16 protein-coding genes are annotated in these 16,726 nt (G+C 57.9%); 1 reads left to right on the top strand and 15 read right to left on the bottom strand.

The genetic code is table 11. From position 1 onward, the window contains the following. Positions 1-67: 67 nt before the first annotated feature. Positions 68-2,197, bottom strand: coding sequence for a bifunctional cytidylate kinase/GTPase Der (gene der, locus BAD_RS04330; protein WP_041777306.1), 2,130 nt, complete (start codon positions 2,195-2,197; stop codon positions 68-70). Next, on the bottom strand, positions 2,194-2,967 hold the full coding sequence (locus BAD_RS04325; protein ID WP_021913311.1) for a pseudouridine synthase: 774 nt from the start codon (positions 2,965-2,967) through the stop codon (positions 2,194-2,196). Before BAD_RS04325 ends, der begins: the two co-directional genes overlap by 4 nt. A 112-nt stretch (positions 2,968-3,079) precedes the next feature. On the opposite strand from BAD_RS04325, the gene BAD_RS04320 reads away from it, so the two are divergent. After that, positions 3,080-4,015, top strand: a complete 936-nt coding sequence (locus BAD_RS04320) for an MIP/aquaporin family protein (RefSeq protein WP_011743187.1) — start codon at positions 3,080-3,082, stop codon at positions 4,013-4,015. On the opposite strand, the gene BAD_RS09255 is transcribed toward BAD_RS04320, so the two are convergent. The 13 genes from BAD_RS09255 to thrS form a co-directional block, all read right to left on the bottom strand. Continuing rightward, positions 3,929-4,213 (bottom strand): DUF3017 domain-containing protein, encoded by a 285-nt coding sequence (locus tag BAD_RS09255; RefSeq protein ID WP_080505085.1) that lies wholly within the window; start codon positions 4,211-4,213, stop codon positions 3,929-3,931. The genes BAD_RS04320 and BAD_RS09255 overlap by 87 nt on opposite strands. A 156-nt stretch (positions 4,214-4,369) precedes the next feature. After that, on the bottom strand, positions 4,370-5,998 hold the full coding sequence (purH, locus tag BAD_RS04315) for a bifunctional phosphoribosylaminoimidazolecarboxamide formyltransferase/IMP cyclohydrolase (RefSeq protein WP_011743186.1): 1,629 nt from the start codon (positions 5,996-5,998) through the stop codon (positions 4,370-4,372). Then, positions 5,946-7,334, bottom strand: a complete 1,389-nt coding sequence (locus tag BAD_RS04310; RefSeq protein ID WP_041777305.1) for a cell division protein PerM — start codon at positions 7,332-7,334, stop codon at positions 5,946-5,948. Before BAD_RS04310 ends, purH begins: the two co-directional genes overlap by 53 nt. Next, on the bottom strand, positions 7,331-8,254 hold the full coding sequence (sucD, locus tag BAD_RS04305) for a succinate--CoA ligase subunit alpha (RefSeq protein WP_011743184.1): 924 nt from the start codon (positions 8,252-8,254) through the stop codon (positions 7,331-7,333). The genes BAD_RS04310 and sucD overlap by 4 nt, the downstream gene beginning before the upstream one ends. A 1-nt stretch (position 8,255) precedes the next feature. Further along, complete coding sequence (sucC, locus tag BAD_RS04300) at positions 8,256-9,443, bottom strand: ADP-forming succinate--CoA ligase subunit beta (RefSeq protein ID WP_011743183.1); 1,188 nt, start codon at positions 9,441-9,443, stop codon at positions 8,256-8,258. Between the two features lie 51 nt (positions 9,444-9,494). Next, positions 9,495-10,076: an adenine phosphoribosyltransferase gene (locus BAD_RS04295; protein WP_011743182.1), complete on the bottom strand. Its 582-nt coding sequence runs from the start codon at positions 10,074-10,076 to the stop codon at positions 9,495-9,497. 115 nt (positions 10,077-10,191) lie between these two features. Continuing rightward, a complete protein-coding gene (gene yajC, locus BAD_RS04290) occupies positions 10,192-10,569 on the bottom strand; it encodes a preprotein translocase subunit YajC (protein ID WP_229043300.1) in 378 nt (125 codons plus the stop codon). A gap of 92 nt (positions 10,570-10,661) precedes the next feature. Next, the gene (ruvB, locus tag BAD_RS04285) at positions 10,662-11,750 is read right to left on the bottom strand and encodes a Holliday junction branch migration DNA helicase RuvB (RefSeq protein ID WP_011743180.1); all 1,089 of its coding nucleotides are present in this window, start codon (positions 11,748-11,750) and stop codon (positions 10,662-10,664) included. Further along, complete coding sequence (ruvA, locus tag BAD_RS04280) at positions 11,747-12,364, bottom strand: Holliday junction branch migration protein RuvA (RefSeq protein WP_011743179.1); 618 nt, start codon at positions 12,362-12,364, stop codon at positions 11,747-11,749. Before ruvA ends, ruvB begins: the two co-directional genes overlap by 4 nt. Before the next feature lie 47 nt (positions 12,365-12,411). Next, on the bottom strand, positions 12,412-12,993 hold the full coding sequence (gene ruvC, locus BAD_RS04275; RefSeq protein ID WP_003809282.1) for a crossover junction endodeoxyribonuclease RuvC: 582 nt from the start codon (positions 12,991-12,993) through the stop codon (positions 12,412-12,414). Positions 12,994-12,999: 6 nt separating this feature from the next. Then, positions 13,000-13,755 (bottom strand): YebC/PmpR family DNA-binding transcriptional regulator, encoded by a 756-nt coding sequence (locus BAD_RS04270; protein WP_041777303.1) that lies wholly within the window; start codon positions 13,753-13,755, stop codon positions 13,000-13,002. A 130-nt stretch (positions 13,756-13,885) separates the two neighbouring features. Then, the gene (gene pgsA, locus BAD_RS04265) at positions 13,886-14,548 is read right to left on the bottom strand and encodes a phosphatidylinositol phosphate synthase (protein WP_003809290.1); all 663 of its coding nucleotides are present in this window, start codon (positions 14,546-14,548) and stop codon (positions 13,886-13,888) included. Between the two features lie 113 nt (positions 14,549-14,661). Continuing rightward, positions 14,662-16,695 (bottom strand): threonine--tRNA ligase, encoded by a 2,034-nt coding sequence (thrS, locus tag BAD_RS04260; protein WP_003809292.1) that lies wholly within the window; start codon positions 16,693-16,695, stop codon positions 14,662-14,664. Between the last annotated feature and the right edge of the window lie 31 nt (positions 16,696-16,726).

Raw genomic sequence — 16,726 nt, 5'->3', positions numbered from 1 at the left:
ATAAGGCAGAGGGGCGTGCGCCATGGTCTGAACCAGGCGCACGCCCCTCTTCTAACAGTTCCGGTGGTTACTTGCGTTTCTTCTTCTCACGGACATTCACCGAAATCTGAATCGGCGATCCTTCGAAGCCGAATTCCTCGCGCAGACACCGTTCGATGTAGCGGCGATAGCCATGCTCCAAGAAGCCGGTGGCGAAGATCACGAAGCGCGGCGGTCTGGTGGACGCCTGCGTCGCGAACAGGATTCGCGGCTGCTTGCCGCCACGCAGCGGATGCGGGTGGGCAGCTTGGATCTTGCCAAGGAACGCGTTGAGTTTGCCGGTGGGGATGCGCTTGTCCCATGATGCCAAGGCGCCACGCATGGCATTGGCCAAACGATTGGTGTGCCATCCGGTCTTTGCCGACAGATTGACGCGCTGAGCCCAAGTGACGCGATTGAACTCGGTCTTCCACAGGCGTTCCATACGCTGACGGTCGAACTCGTCCATCAGGTCCCACTTGTTGAACACAAGCACGATGCAACGGCCCGCGTCCACGGCCTGGCTCATGACCTTCAGGTCTTGGTCGGAAATCGGCTGGGAGGCATCGAACAGCACCAAGGCAAGCTCGGAACGTTCGATCGCGGCCTGCGTACGCAACGAGGAGAAGTATTCCGCGCCGGACAGCTTGTGCAGACGACGTTTGATACCTGCGGTATCGATGAACAGCCAATCCTCGCCATCGACGGTGACGACCTCATCGACCGGATCTCGCGTGGTGCCCGCAAGATCGTTGACGACGGTGCGTTCCTCGTGGGCCAGCTGATTGAGCAGGGAGGATTTGCCGACGTTCGGGCGTCCGACCAGAGCCACGCGGCGCAGATGCGACGGCGTAAGGAAGCCGGATGTCCTTTCCGCTTTCTTCAACGAGTCGAGTGCGGCGTCAAGCAGTTCGCCGATGCCACGACCGTGCATGGCGGAAATGCCATACGGCTCCCCCAGACCCATCTTCCAGAATTCGGCGGTCAGGTATTCGCTTTCGCGATCATCGACCTTGTTCACCGCAAGCGTCACCGGCTTGCCGGCGGCACGGAGCATTTTGACGATGCGTTCGTCCGTGTCGGTGAGACCGACCAGACCGTCCACCACGAGAATCACGGCATCGGCAAGCTGCACGGCGATTTGCGCTTGGGATGCGATGGCGGATTCGATGCCTTCCACGTCGGTTTCCCAGCCGCCCGTGTCGACCAGTTTGAAATCGGTGCCGCACCATTCGGCGTCGTAGCTCACACGGTCGCGAGTCACGCCGGGGGTGTCCTCCACCACGGCTGCGCGACGGCCGAGAATACGGTTCACCAGAGTGGATTTGCCGACGTTCGGACGTCCGACCACGGCAAGTACGCCGACCGGTTTCGGACCATTCTTGCTTTCGCCACCAGAGAACGCCGTTCCATCGATCAGCTCCTCATCGCCTTCATCCAGCTCATAGCCTTCGAGGTTGGAAACGTACTGGCGGTATTCCTGTTCCTCGATGGCGTCGTCAACGATACGGACGAGCACGTCAAGGGTCTCGCCGAAGTTGAGATCGGAGTTGTCGACGGTCAACACGCCTTCCGCGGCGGATGTGAAGTTGGTGACTTTCGAATCGGCCTTGTCGCGTGCCGCGACATTTTCCGCACCCACACCCGAGACGGCCTGTCCGCTACGTCGGGCCTGACGGACCTCTTCACGCGCGGTAAGCAGGATGCGCACTTCGGCGTCGGGAGCGACGACGGTGGTGATATCACGGCCCTCAGCAACAATACCGGCGCCTTCGGAGAAGGAATCGACCGAAGCCTCTCGTGCGATGTAGGCACGTTGCGCGGCGATCAACACGTGACGCACAGGGATGATGTTGGACACCTTGGACACGTGCGAAGAGACCTCGGAAGAACGGATGGCCTCGCTGATGTCCTCGTCATCGGCGTACACCTTCGGATCGTCCGGATCGACGCTGATGTCGAAATGGCCGTCGGTGAAGAATTCGCCGACGGTTTCGGTGACGAGCTGCTCATCGATGGTTTCGGCATCCAAATCGATGCCTTTGTGCATGCACCACCAGGCGCAGGCACGGTACATCGCGCCTGTGTCGAGGTATGCGAAACCATAATATTTGGCCAGTGCCTTGGACGTGGATGATTTGCCGACGCCCGCAGGCCCATCAATAGCTACACGGATCACAGTCCCACCGCCTTGGATAGAGAACGGACCTCAGCCTGCGACAACACGCGATACGTGCCGCTTTTCAGGTCGCCGAGTTTGATCGGACCGATCTGCGTGCGTACCAGACGCTTGACGGGAAAACCGATCGAGCCGAAAATACGGCGCACGATGCGGTTCTTGCCCGAATGCAGCACGACCTTGACCAACGTGCTTTCGCGGCTGGAGTCGAGAATAGCGCAGCGGTCGAGTTTGATCCACCCATCGTCGAGCTTCACGCCCGTGGTGACGAGCCTGCGGCACACCTGACCGCTGATGCGTCCTTCCAGCGTGGCGATGTAGGTCTTTTCGACCTCATATTTGGGGTGCATGACGTGCTGGCTCAGTTCGCCGTCGTTCGTCATGAGGATTAGGCCTTCCGAATCATAATCCAGACGGCCCATGTGGAAAATACGCTCGTACTTGTCTCCGACGATGTCGCGCAAAGTGTAGCGTCCCTTGGGATCCTCCATGGCGCTCAGCACGCGTTTCGGCTTGTTCAACGCAAGCGTGACATGGTTAGGGTTCACACGCACGCGAGAACCGTCGACACGGACCTCCTGACGTTTCGGATCGACTCGGGTGCCAAGTTCGGTAATCAGCTCGCCATCGATCTCAACGCGACCATCGGTGATGATTTCCTCGCATTTACGGCGCGAGCCGAAGCCCGCCTGAGCGAGAAGTTTCTGCAGGCGAATGCCTTCATTGTCATGATTGTGCGCCTTGGCGGCGCGAGAATATGCGTTTGGCATCGTTCTCCCAACGTGGCCGGATAATACTTACAGGGACTGCTGGTAGTATGGCAGTCGTTTGGCGGCTTTCATAAAAACCGCAACTTGTCCACTATATGACAGAGGAAAGACTATGACTGCTGTTGAAGCAACGTCCGTAACAGAGGAAGAACAGAGCAAGCCACTGGCCCTTCGCGCAGGCGCGGAGCTGGTGGGAAGCTTCATCATCTGCTTCGCCATCTACTCGATTTGCACGCTTGGTTCCGCGATCTACGGCGTGAATATGGCGTTCATCGCCTTGCTGACAGGTTTGGTGTACGCCGCCGCCACCCTGATATTCGGCACGATTTCCGGCGCCCAGTTCAATCCGGCGGTCTCCGTTGCGGCGATGCTGTCCGGCAAAACCCATGTGCTTGACGGAGTGCTCTATATTATCGCTCAGGTGCTGGGTGGTATCGGCGCAGGCGCCGCCATCCGCTTCCTGCTGCCGACATCCGAGCAGGTAACGCTGAAAATCTGGCTGACGCCGGTCATTAACGGTTTTGACAAGAATTCCGTCTCCTATGCCACGCTCGGCAATTACGGCGTGTCCTTCAGCATCACTCTGGCCATCGCCGTTGAACTCGTCGCGGGCATCATCATCGTCGCCACCGCGCTCAACACCACCAGTGAATCCGGAAAGACCAATACCAGCCATGCCATCGCCATGGGTCTCGCCTACGGTGTCGGCGCCGCAATCTCCTATCCGGTAACAGGCGCCGCTCTGAATCCGGCTCGTGCCACTGGCATCGCCATCTTCGCCCAGAATCAGGGCCTTTCCCAAGAGCCTCTGCAGCAGCTGTGGGTGTTCTGGATCTGCCCGATTCTCGCAGCCGCCATCGTCTCGCTTGTGGCCATAGTCGCGTCCATGATCGGCACCAAGAAAAACGTTTCGGAAGCCGAGCAGGATTCCGAAACGCTGGAGACCATAGCCGACGACGCGTCAGACGATGCCGACGGGCACGAGGGCGAGCAGGATGAACAGTCCGACGCCCAGACCGATGCCGATGAAAGCGTCGAAGCCAACTGAACGGACTTTCCAAGGACTACGCTCGCGCATTACGAGTCTGATTAGTCCTGTTATGATGGCCGTCACCGCGATTACCGTGGTGGCGGCTTTTACATGGCCTAAGACCGCAAGCACTGTGGCTATAACCACCATTGCCGCAACGATCCATTCAAACCACGGCTTGCCTTCATGGTCTTCGGAAACGTAGGGATGACTCATATCGCAGGCCTTTCGTTATATGTCAACGCGCGTCCGCGCACGGAACGCAATCATAATAATAAAACGTGGCGTCCGAAACCAGCGAATGGTTTCGGACGCCACGTCATTTATCGCGCCGCGACGCTCCCAGCTTGCCGGTCGACGCTTCCACTGAACTCAGTGGAAGAAGTGTCGGGTACCGGTCACATACATGGTGACGCCGGCCTTGCGGGCCGCCTCGAACACTTCCTCATCACGAATGGACCCACCAGGCTGGACGATGGCCTTGACACCGGCGTTGATCAGAATCTCGGCACCGTCGGCGAACGGGAAGAACGCGTCGGACGCGGCCACCGCTCCCTTGGTGCGGTTGGCTCCGTCAGCCAGCGTGTTGGCACGCTCGACGGACAGATTGGCGGAATCCACACGATTGACCTGGCCCATGCCGATGCCTACGGTTGCCTGATCGTGAGCGATAAGTATGGCGTTGGATTTGACGCACCGGATGGCACGCCATGCGAACACCAGATCCCTGACGGTTTCAGCGTCGGCCGGCTCGCCGGAAACCAGCTTCCACGCGTTCGGATCGTCGCCTGGAGCGTCAATCAGATCGGTGGACTGCACGAGCAGACCGCCGTCAATCTGACGGAACTGGGTCTTGGTCTTCGGAGGCTCAGACACCTTCAGGATACGCAGGTTCTTCTTCTTGGTCTGGAGCAGTTCAAGCGCATCGGCGTCGTAATCGGGCGCGACGATGACTTCGGTGAAGATTGGACGAACACTTTCGGCCATTTCCATGGTGACCTTGCTGTTCGCAGCAATCACACCGCCATAGGCGCTCATCGGATCGCATGCGTGCGCCTTCTTGTGCGCCTCTGCCACGGTAGCGCCGATGGCCAGACCGCATGGATTGTTGTGCTTGACCACTGCGACGGCGATCTGAGGCGCGAAATCCCACACGGCACGCCATGCGGCGTCGGCATCGACGTAATTGTTGTAGCTCATCGGCTTGCCGCCAAGCTGTTCAGCGTGTGCGAAGCCGTTCTGGTTGAGCGGATCCAGATACAGCGAAGCCTGCTGGTGAGGGTTCTCGCCGTAACGCAGCACGTGCGCGCGGTCCCACGTACGGGTGAACGTGGCCGGGAACTTGGCCTCATTCACTTCGGTCTCGCCTTCGGAAACCGGCTGTTCGATGGACGCCGGCTTCGGCCAATGCTTCGCGGTCCACTCGTTGATGGTGGCGTCGTAGGCGGCCGTATGGGCGAACGCCTTTCCTGCGAGCCAGCGACGCTCATCAAGGGAGAAGCCCTCGCCGTTCTCGATGCGGGAGGCGACGAGTGCATAATCGTTCGGATCGGTGATGATGGCGACGGTGGCGCTGTTCTTGGCTGCGCCACGCACCATGGACGGACCGCCGATATCGATCTTTTCGATGGTGGCGGCTTCGTCAGCTCCGGAGCGGACCGTGTCGGCGAACGGATACAGATTGACGACCACCAGATCGAACGGCTTGATGCCAAACTTCTCGAGCTGGGAGGCATGGTCGGGGTTGGTCATGTCGGCGAGGATACCGGCATGGATATGCGGGTCAAGGGTCTTGACGCGGCCATCAAGGCATTCCGGGAAACCAGTGACTTCGGAGACCTCGGTCACTTTGACACCCAGCTCAGCCAGACGCTTCGCGGTGGAACCGGTGGAAACCACCTCGGTGCCCGCCTTGATGAACGCTTCGGCAAGTACCTCGATGCCTTCCTTATGGAAGACTGATACCAGAGCCCGTCGTATCGGTCGATTCGTTGTTGTCACCCTGATCCTCCTTGTTATTGTTGTTCGAGGCGACCGTGCGAAGCGCACGTGTTTCCTCACGGCTGTTTTCCGTGGATTCGGGGGCGGTCTCCCTCTTTCCACGTTCGCGTATACGCTTCATCATCCAGCGTATGGCGAAAAATATGCTCACGGCCACCAAAGTCAGCAGCCATGCGGAGAACAAACCCATGGCGGTGGGTTGTCCCACCTTACGGGTTGATGCGATCACGTCTACGCCGACGTGCGCAAGATGTTTCGATCCCAAGCCTCCGTTTCCCAAGGCGAACAGCAAGCTGGAAGCCACGGACACGACGGCGCTGGTAATCGAAAAAGCAGCAATCGGATAGGCAAAACTCAGCACAACGCGTTTGACGTCGATGTTCCGTCCTGATTCACCTACTCTGATATGGAATCCCTTATTAAACAACATGACGACCATGCCGGTAGCAAAAGCGGATGCCAATGGTATGCACATCAGCGCGATTCTCACCCAATCCGTCTCAACCGCCTGTGGCATCATACCGAAAAGAGGCAAGGCGGGGAGCCCGTCACCCTGTCCGGTCCATAATGTGAATTCGGCTAAATCGCCGATTGAGAAGCCGGCGCCGAAAGTCCATGAGACAGCCCAAATCATCAGATTCGGAAGCCATGCGAGCATACTGATCGTGGTAAGAATACGAGACCCGTTCTGCATGCCCGAAAGTTCATATAGCTTCGCTATCGATGATTGATTGCTTATTGCCCAAAAAACAACGACGATCAGACCGACCAGCAGATACGCCGCCTCCAGCAGCAGCCCTAGGACGGAACCGATGACCATGGTCTTTCGCACCGGCGATGACACATGAGATCGAATCCATTCGGTACAGGCTTGGGGCCATGACGCATTCGGAATCGCCGCGACCGCATATCCGAGGATGAAAACAAGCGCCGTTTTGATGGCGATCATCGTCATCGAATCAACGATTTCGATATTTATGCTTCTGGCGAAGAAGATGTTTACGGCTTCCCAAAAGACCAGACCGGCCGCGAATCCACGCAGACTCGTGCCGAATCTTCTGGCGAGCTGCGCGATAAGGGCGATAAGCAGTACCGTCAAGAGCAACGGCACAATCGTCAACGTGATGGCATCAGTCTTGAACCCGATACCTTGGCTGAGCAGCACCAACGCCTCGGTAAGAGGCACCGAGAAGGCGGAGAGATTGTCCCCGCCTTCTTCCATGGATATGACCAGAAGCATTAGGGCCATATAGCAGCCCAAGGCAACGGCGTAAATAATCATGGACACTGCCGCGACGGCAAGCCCTTTCAGCCAATACTTCAGGTTCGTCATCATAGCGATTGGGAAGCGAGCACCTCTCGCATGATTTCAGCGGTCTGTCCGGGAGTACGACCGACACGGATGCCAACGGCCTCAAGGGCTTCTTTCTTATCCTGCGCGGTGCCCTTGCCGCCGGAAACGATGGCGCCGGCATGGCCCATCTGCTTGCCTTCCGGCGCGGTGAATCCCGCGATGTAGGCCACGACGGGCTTGGTCATATGTTCGGAAGCCCACTTGGCAGCGTCCTGTTCGGCGCTGCCACCGATTTCGCCGATCATGACAACGGCTTTGGTGGCTTCATCGTTCTCAAAGGCTTCCAAAGCCTCCTGCAAGGTCGTGCCGACGATCGGATCGCCGCCCGCGCCAAGGCATGCGGTGAAACCGATGTCAGACAGCTCCCCCATCAGCTGATAGGTCAACGTTCCGGACTTGGACACCAAACCCAACGGGCCGCGGGACACGATGCCATCTGGAATAATGCCGAGGTTGCAGCCCTTGGCGTCCTTAGAAGATGGCAGCGTCAACAGACCAGGACAATTCGGCCCAACGATGCGCACGCCCTTACGCAAGGCCAACTCGACGAAATACGCGCTGTCCGCCACCGGAATGCCTTCGGTGATGACGACAATCAGTTCGATGCCGGCTTCAATGGCCTCAACGACGGCGTCCTTGGCGAAGCGCGGCGGCACGAACACGACGCTTGCTTTGGCTCCAGTGGCTTCGATGGCTTCAGAGCAGTTGGCGAACACGTGAATGGTGGCGTCCTCGCCATTTTTGGCTTCAGGGAAGGTGACGTCCAGCCCAGCCTTGCGGGCGTTCACGCCACCGACGATGTTGGTGCCGGCCTTGAGCATGCGGGCCGTGTGGGTCATGCCCTGATGCCCGGTCATGCCCTGGACGATGACCGGAGCGCCATCTTCAATGAAAAGCGTCATTTCAGCGAACCTCCTTGGCCGCGAAACGTGCGGCCTGCTGTGCGGCTTCCTCCATGGTCTGAGCGACGTGCAGGTTGGCGCGGCCGGCTTGGGCCAAAATGTTCAGACCTTCCGCCGCCGCATTGCCATCGAATCGCACGACGATAGGCTTGCTGCTGCCAAGTTCGTCAAGCGCCTCGAGAATGCCCTTCGCGACCTGTTCACACGAGGTGATGCCACCGTACACATTGATGAGCACGGATTCGACCTGCGGGTCGGACAGCACGATTCCAAGACTATTCGACATCACTTCGGCGGAAGCGCCTCCGCCGATGTCGAGGAAGTTTGCGGGCTTGACATTCGTGCCCTGATCCTCGCCTGCGCCTGACACCGCGTCAAGAGAGCTCATGACGAGTCCCGCACCATTGCCGATCACACCGACGGAACCCTTGAGATGCACATAATGCAGTCCATGTTCGCGGGCTTTTTGCTCATATGGATCGACATAAATCGGATCGGTGAAACGTTTCCAACCATCATGGCGGAACGATGCATTGTCATCAAGGGAGATCTTGGCGTCCAGCGCGCACAACGACTTGGAAGATTCGTCATCCGGATCGCCGATTTTTGCAAGCGGGTTGATTTCCACAAGCGTGGCGTCGTTCTCCTTGAAGCAACGCCACATTTTCAGCAGAATCTGCGCGGCCTGATCAACATCGGCATGATAGAAGCCGATGCTTTCAGCCATCTTGGTGGCCGCTTCCAAATCGAAATCGTCAAGAGCATCGATATGCAGACGCTTCACGGATTCCGGATGCTCTTTGGCGATTTCCTCAACCTCAGTACCGCCATTCGCAGTGGCGAGCACGTCGAAATCACGAGAGGATCGGTCCACTGAGATGGAGACGTAATACTCGTGAAGGATGTTCTTCGCCTCGGCCACCAGCACGCCGCTAACCTTGTGCTTGTGAATGGTCATCGGCAGAATGTCTTCCGACGCGAGAATGGACTCGTCACGGGTCTTGGCGAGCTTGACTCCGCCGGCCTGGCCACGGTGTCCAATCTTCACCTGCGCCTTAATCACATTGGGATATCCAATCTGGTCGGCCGCTTCGGCGACTTCATGGGAGTTCTGGGCGAATATTGCCTTAGGAGTCGGGATACCCTGTTCTTCGAGCAATTCCCTGGCTTGATACTCATAGAGATCCATGGATCATTCCCTTTGGTTGTTTGTTCTGAATGGTTGACGAAAACGGAGTTATCAGGCAGGCATGCACACCAGCGAGCTTGTCGGATAATCGCCTAGCGATTTCATGCCGTCAATACCGGTAAGTTCCATGACGAAGCTGAATCCAGCAACGACGCCTCCGCACTTCTCGATGAGGCTACGCGCCGCATTGGCGGTTCCACCGGTGGCGATCAGATCGTCGACGATCAATACGCGCACTCCCTCATGGACAACGTTGGTTTCGATTTCCATTGACGCCTGACCATATTCGAGGTCATAGCTTTGCGACATGGTTTCTGGAGGCAATTTGCCGGCTTTACGGACCGCGATAAACCCCTTTCCGAGACGGGCGGCCAACGCTGGACCGAACAGGAATCCACGGGCTTCAAGGCCGACGACCATGTCGAAATCATCGACGTCTACTGGCAATGCCGCTTCAAGGGCCCCCATCAAAATACCGAACGCGCGCGCATCAGCCAACACCGGCATGAAATCGCGGAATAGGATGCCCTCCTTCGGAAAGCCCGGAATAGTACGTATTTTCGATACAAGATATGCTGCGTCTTCGGCTCCAACTTTGTTCAAGCCCGAAACGGTGATATCCGATGCTGCCATGACAGTGGTTTCCTTCTACCTTGGTTTACGGCACTTTGAATTATAGGTTTCCCGTGCGAAAAAGAACGGCGAAAACCTCAAAAATGAGATTTTCGCCGTCTAAAAATCAAAGAAATCAATCGTTCTTCTGCTCGTCAATGGGCTGCTGAATAACATCGGCATCCTGTGCGGGCTCTTCAGTCGCGTCGACGACAGGCTTCTGGTCGGGCTCGTCTTCCTTGGATAGCGGATTGCCGTTCTCATCGACCTCATCATCATGCACGTATGCCGGACGGACATATTCACGGCTGATGGCGTTGAAGCCGAAACGCAGTTGCGATCCTTCGGAATCAACGACGATCTCCTCGTATTCCGTATCGACGGAAACGACCTTGCCGATGATGCCACCGATGGTGATCACTTCAGTGCCGGGCTGCAGACTAGAACGGAAATTCTGACGTTCAGCTTGCTGCTGCTTGGCTTTCTTGGACTGCCAGAACATCATGCCGAACATTACAACGATAAGAACAACGAGAAAAAGGATATCCAAAATAAACTCCTCGGAGTCAGGGTCTCAACCGGAACACATTACTCAGGATGTGAAGTCTATGACATCTCATTGACATCATATGCGGATTCGTCGGGAGTGATACCAAGATGCTCCCATGCCTTGCGCGTGGCCACGCGGCCTTTCGGCGTGCGGATGAGGAAGCCCTCACGTACCAGATACGGTTCGCATACCGTTTCCACCGTTTCCGACTCCTCGCCCACCATGGCCGCCAGATTGTTCAAGCCGACGGGGCCTCCGTTGAAATTGGTGACGATGGCCTTAAGCACTGCTATATCCAGACGGTCAAGACCTTCGGTATCGATCTGATAAAGCGCCAACGCCTCCTTGACATCATCGGGACGCACCGATTCGAGATCGTGCACGATGGCCCAATCCCTAACACGACGAAGCAGGCGGTTGGCAATTCTCGGCGTGCCGCGGGAACGCATGGCCAGTTGGCGAGCGGCCCCGTCCTCCAACTGGATTCCCAACACTGCGGAGGAACGCTCAATCAGCTTTTCAAGCTCCTCATGCGGGTAGAAATCCAGATGCGCCGTGAAACCGAACCGCGCACGCAGCGGCGAGGGAAGCATGCCCTCTCGCGTGGTAGCACCGATAACCGTAAACCGAGGCAATGTCAGCGGAATGGATGAAGCTCCAGGGCCTTTGCCGACCATCACATCAACACGGAAATCCTCCATGGCGATGTACAGCAGTTCCTCGGCGGCACGGGGCAGACGGTGGATCTCATCGATAAAGAGCACCTCGCCGGCGTCCAGCGAACTCAGAATCGAAGCCAAATCACCAGCATGTTGGATGGCGGGACCGGAAGTGACGCGGATTGGAACTTCCAATTCATTGGCCACAATCATGGCCAAAGTGGTTTTGCCAAGTCCCGGAGGCCCCGCAAGCAGGATATGGTCCGGAGGAACGTCACGTTTTCGAGCAGCATCGAGGAAAAGCTGCAACTGCGCTTTGAGCCTTGGCTGTCCGATGAATCCCTCGAGGATATGAGGACGAAGCTCCTCGTCGCTGACCGGTTCGTTGCCGACGGGTGCGGCGGAAACCATACGGAGGGATTCCTCGTTCGCCCCGGTGTTCGGCTGTTCGAATGTATCAGTGTTCGTCATAATGGTCCGTTTCATCTACCTCTATCCAACGATGTCAGCGCGAGCTTCAGCACGCGTGGAACATCCTTGGCGTTCAACGGCGTCTCGATTTGATTATCGGCGCAGACCGTCTGCACCGCATGGGCAGCGTCCTGCTGGTGCCATCCCAAAGACATCAGACCTTCGACGACCTGTTCGGCCCCAGTGTCTTCAGGAGTCGAAGCGGTTGCGGAAGAACCCTCAATCTGGCTCAGATCAATGGAACCTTTCAGTTCGAGGATGATTTTCTGCGCGCCTTTCTTGCCTAATCCCGGAGCCTTGGCCAACGCAGTGGCATCACCATCCGCCACAGCCCTCGCAAGTCGATCGGGAGGCAAAGTGGACAGCAACGATAGCGCGACTTTCGGTCCGATGCCACTGACCTTCTGCAATTGCAGGAACATGCGTTTCGAGGCCAGCGTGCCGAAGCCGAATAAAGTGATGGCGTCCTGGGACACATTCAACGAAGTGTAGACCTTGATTTCCTGGCCGGCGTGCATGGAAGCCAAGTCGGCGGATGGCATCCTGACCTCATAGCCGACTCCCCCGACCTCGATAATGGCCGATACGGCGTCTACCGACTCCACATGGCCACGTAGCATGCCAATCATTATGGACGTCTCCTTCGCACAGGTCTAGAACATCTGTTCGATACAGCTTACATGCCTCTGCGGACGCCTTGTCTGCGCGCTGCTTTTTGCGAAGCCTGCGCCCACTGTCGTTGCGCCGCCGTGAGATGCTGTTCGCGTTCGCCGCCTTGCAGCGCACCAGCCGGACGCAACGCGTGACAGATCGCAATAGCCAGCGCGTCAGCCGCATCAGCCGGCTTTGGCAGCGTGTTCAATCCCAATATCCGCGCCACCATACGTTCCATCTGGATTTTCTCTGCTTTGCCGTTGCCGGTGATTGCAAGCTTTGATTCCGTCGGCGTATGCAACGCCACAGGAATGCCGCGTTGCGCCGCAGCGAGCATCGCCAACCCTGCCGCCTGTGCGGTTCCCAGCACCGTGTTACGGTTTTCTTGCGCGAACACTCGTTCGATGGACACCGCATCGGGAGCAAATCGTTCGATTTTTTCCACCAAGCCGTTGTAGATGGCCAGCAGACGCAGATCCTGGGAGGTTTTTGGATCGGAACGCACCACATCCACGTGGATAAAAGAAAGCCGGCGGTATGCGCCGGCTTCAATCACGCCGACCCCGCAGCGAGTCAGCCCGGGGTCGACGCCAAGAATAATCACGCTGGATTACTCCTCGTCAAGCTGGGCCATGACCTCGTCGGAGGCGGTCCAGTTGGAGTAGATGTTCTGGACATCGTCCAGATCATCGAGGTTGTCGATGAGCTTGGAGACCTTCTGGGCATCCTCAAGGCTCAGCTCGACCTCGTTCTTCGGCATCATGACCAGATCAGCGGAATCGTAATCGAAACCGGCGTCCTGGAGAGCCTTGCGCACGTCGATCATGTCGGACGGATCGGGTGTGACGGTGAATACCTCACCATCGTCGGTCACGTCTTCGGCACCGGCTTCGGCGGCCTTCTCGAACAGGTTGTCGAAGTCAACGCCTTCGGCCGGAACAACGATCTGTCCCTTGCGTTCGAAGTTGAAGCTCACGGAACCAGTGGTGGCCAGGGAGCCATTGCCCTTGGTCAGGGTGGAACGCACGTCGGCGGCCGCACGGTTGCGGTTGTCGGTGAGGCATTCGATGATCAGGCCAACACCTGCCGGGGCGTAACCCTCGTACACGATGTCTTCATAGTTGGCGCCGCCGGCTTCCTCACCGGAACCACGCTTGACGGCGCGCTTGATGTTGTCGGCCGGCATGGAGGCCTTCTTGGCCTTGTAGATGGCGTCATACAGGGACGGGTTGCCGTCGGGATCGCCGCCACCCATACGTGCTGCGATCTCGATGTTCTTGATCAGCTTGGCGAACAGCTTGCCGCGCTTCGCGTCGATGGCGGCCTTCTTGTGCTTGGTGGTCGCCCACTTGGAATGACCTGACATAATGCTCCTAGGCAGGTTGCGGATGTTTCAAACGAAATGATTCTAAAGCGGTTCGCCGACAAAATGCCGAATACGAACCTGTGGCATTTCGCTTTTCGAACTTTTGGATGGGGTCTGCCCCCGGCTGTGACTACCGCCGATATGTTTTCTCCCCTATGACCATTTGGCGCTTGGCTTCGAAGATGCGTTGGAATACGGTGACTAATCCCAATCCGGCCAACAGTATCATGGCGATGGCGAGCCACAATCCCTGACGCGTCAATCCGGTGATGGCCATGCCCACCAGAATGATGGTCAAGCGATCGGCACGAGTGGCGATGCCGTTTTTCACCTCATAGCCGACTGATTCGGCACGAGCACGGGCATATGAAGTGACGAACGATGTCATCACGGCCACCGCGGCGGCGGCGATACCGATCATGCTCGTATAGTCAGGCGTGTTGTCGATGGCCGTATGCCACCAGTCACGATGCATAAGAAAGAAGATGATCACGCCTACGAGCATCGCCCAATCAGCGATGCGATCGAGCGTGGAGTCGAGAAAAGCCCCGAATTCGGTCCCACCCGTGGTAAGCGCGGCGATCGAGCCATCCAACGAATCGGCAAGCACAAGCAGAGTCAGAACAACCGCTCCCCCAAATAGCCATCCGGTCACACCGGTGGCGATGGCCACGACGATGGTGCCGACAGCACCAATCACCGTCACCGCATTGGCGGTCAGTCCTATGGCGATCAACGCTTTGGCTATTGGCTCGATGAGTTTTTTGAACGGCGCACGAAGATGCTCAAGCATGTGTTACTTCCTTCTCGATGAGAAAATGAGAAACGGCGCACAAACCTCTTGTCGAGATTCGTGCGCCGTTTCACGGTTCATGGTCGCGTGCGACTTGTTGCCACCGGTCTCGCTCAGTCGGCGAGGGCGGCCTTGAAGTCGTCTGCGGTGTTGACCTGGACGCGCTTCTTGATTACGGTCAGAATGTTCGCCTTCGCCTCATCGACCGGCACGCCGTTCAACTGGCTGCCGTCGCGGAAGCGGAAGCTGACCGCGTTGTTGTTCATATCCTCTTCGCCGACGATGAGGATGAACGGCGCCTTGGACTTGGATGCGTTGCGGATCTTCTTGCCGAAGCGATCGTCGGACAGGTCGATCTCGCAACGGACGGTCTCCTCTTCCAAGCTGGCGATGAACTTCTGCAGGTGCGGGGCGAACTCGTCCGCGACCGGCACGCCAAGCACCTGGACCGGGGCGAGCCACGCCGGGAAGGCGCCCGCGTAATGCTCAAGCAGCACCGCGAAGAAGCGTTCGATGGAGCCGAACAGCGCGCGGTGGATCATCACCGGACGCTGGTGCGTGCCATCGGCGGCGATGTATTCGAGCTTGAAACGTTCCGGAAGGTTGAAGTCGAGCTGGATGGTGGACACCTGCCAGGTACGTCCGATGGCGTCACGGGCCTGCACGGAGATCTTCGGACCGTAGAAGGCTGCGCCGCACGGATCGTCGACCAAGTCCAAACCGGATTCCTTGGCGACCTCGGCCAGCGTGTTGGTGGCTTCCTCCCAAATCTCGTCGGAACCGACGTACTTGTGCGGATCCTTGGTGGACAGCTCCAGATAGAAGTCATCCAGACCGAAGTCCTTCAACAGGCCGAGCACGAAGGTAAGCAGGCTCTTAAGCTCGTCCTTCATCTGCTCGCGGGTGCAGTAGATGTGGGAATCATCCTGAGTCAAGCCGCGCACGCGGGTCAGGCCATGCACTTCACCGGACTTCTCATAACGGTACACGGTGCCGAATTCGAACAGGCGCAGCGGCAGCTCACGGTAGGAACGCTGGCGGGACTTGAAGATCAGGTTGTGCATCGGGCAGTTCATCGGTTTCAGGTAGTAATCGAAGCCTTGCTTGATGACGTTGCCGTTCTCGTCCTTCTCCTCGTCCAGACGCATCGGCGGATACATGCTGTCCTTGTACCACTGCAGGTGGCCGGAGGTCTCATACAGGCCGCCCTTGGTGATGTGCGGGGTCTGCACGAAGCTGTAGTGGTGCTTGCGGTGCATCTCACGGGAATAGTCCTCCATGGCGTTGATGACGGCCGCGCCCTTCGGATGGAAGACGGCAAGGCCCGGACCGATCTCATCCGGGAAGGAGAACAGGTCCATTTCCGCGCCGAGCTTGCGGTGGTCGCGCTTGGCGGCCTCCTCCAGACGGGTCTGGTATGCCTTCAGGTCCTCCTTGGTGGCGAAGGCGGCGCCGTAAATGCGCTGCAGCATCGGATTGGCCTCGCTGCCGCGCCAGTATGCGGCGGCGGAACGCTCGATCTTGAACGCCTTGATGTAACGGGTGTTCGGCAGGTGCGGACCACGGCACAGGTCCTTCCAAACCACATTGCCTTCACGGTCGACGTTATCGTAGAAGCTCAGTTCCTTGCCGCTGATTTCGGTGGCGGCTTCCGGGTCAAGATGCGCTTCCTTATCCTTGATAAGTTCAAGCTTGTAGGGCTGGTCGGCTTCCTCGGCAAGAGCCTCTTCCTCGGTCACCACGCGGCGGCGGAAGGACTGGGAGGACTTGATAATGCGCTGCATGCGCTTTTCGATTTCCTTGAGGTCCTCCGGAGTGAAAGGAGTCTCGACATCGAAATCGTAGTAGAAGCCGTCTTTGATGACCGGTCCAACACCAAGCTTGGCGTCAGGGCGAATCTCCTGCACGGCCTGGGCCATGACATGGGTTGCGGAATGGCGCATGATGGCCACACCGTCCTCGCTATCGAGCGCGATGGGTTCCACAACGTCGCCGTCGTGCAGCTCGGTATAGAGATCGCGGGGTTCGCCGTTCAAACGCACCGCGATGATGTTCTTGTCGTCGGAGAAGAGCTGGACGCCGGTCTGGTCTGCCGCCACCTCCTTCTTTTCGCCGTTGAGTGTGATGGAGATGGTCTGTTCAGCCATGAGTTGTCCTTTGCTATCGGGGTCCGCGTTA

This window comes from Bifidobacterium adolescentis ATCC 15703, from assembly GCF_000010425.1.
In the GTDB taxonomy this organism is placed as follows: domain Bacteria; phylum Actinomycetota; class Actinomycetes; order Actinomycetales; family Bifidobacteriaceae; genus Bifidobacterium; species Bifidobacterium adolescentis.
Note: the sequence above shows the minus strand (reverse complement) of the source record. Positions and strands in the feature narration are given on the sequence as shown.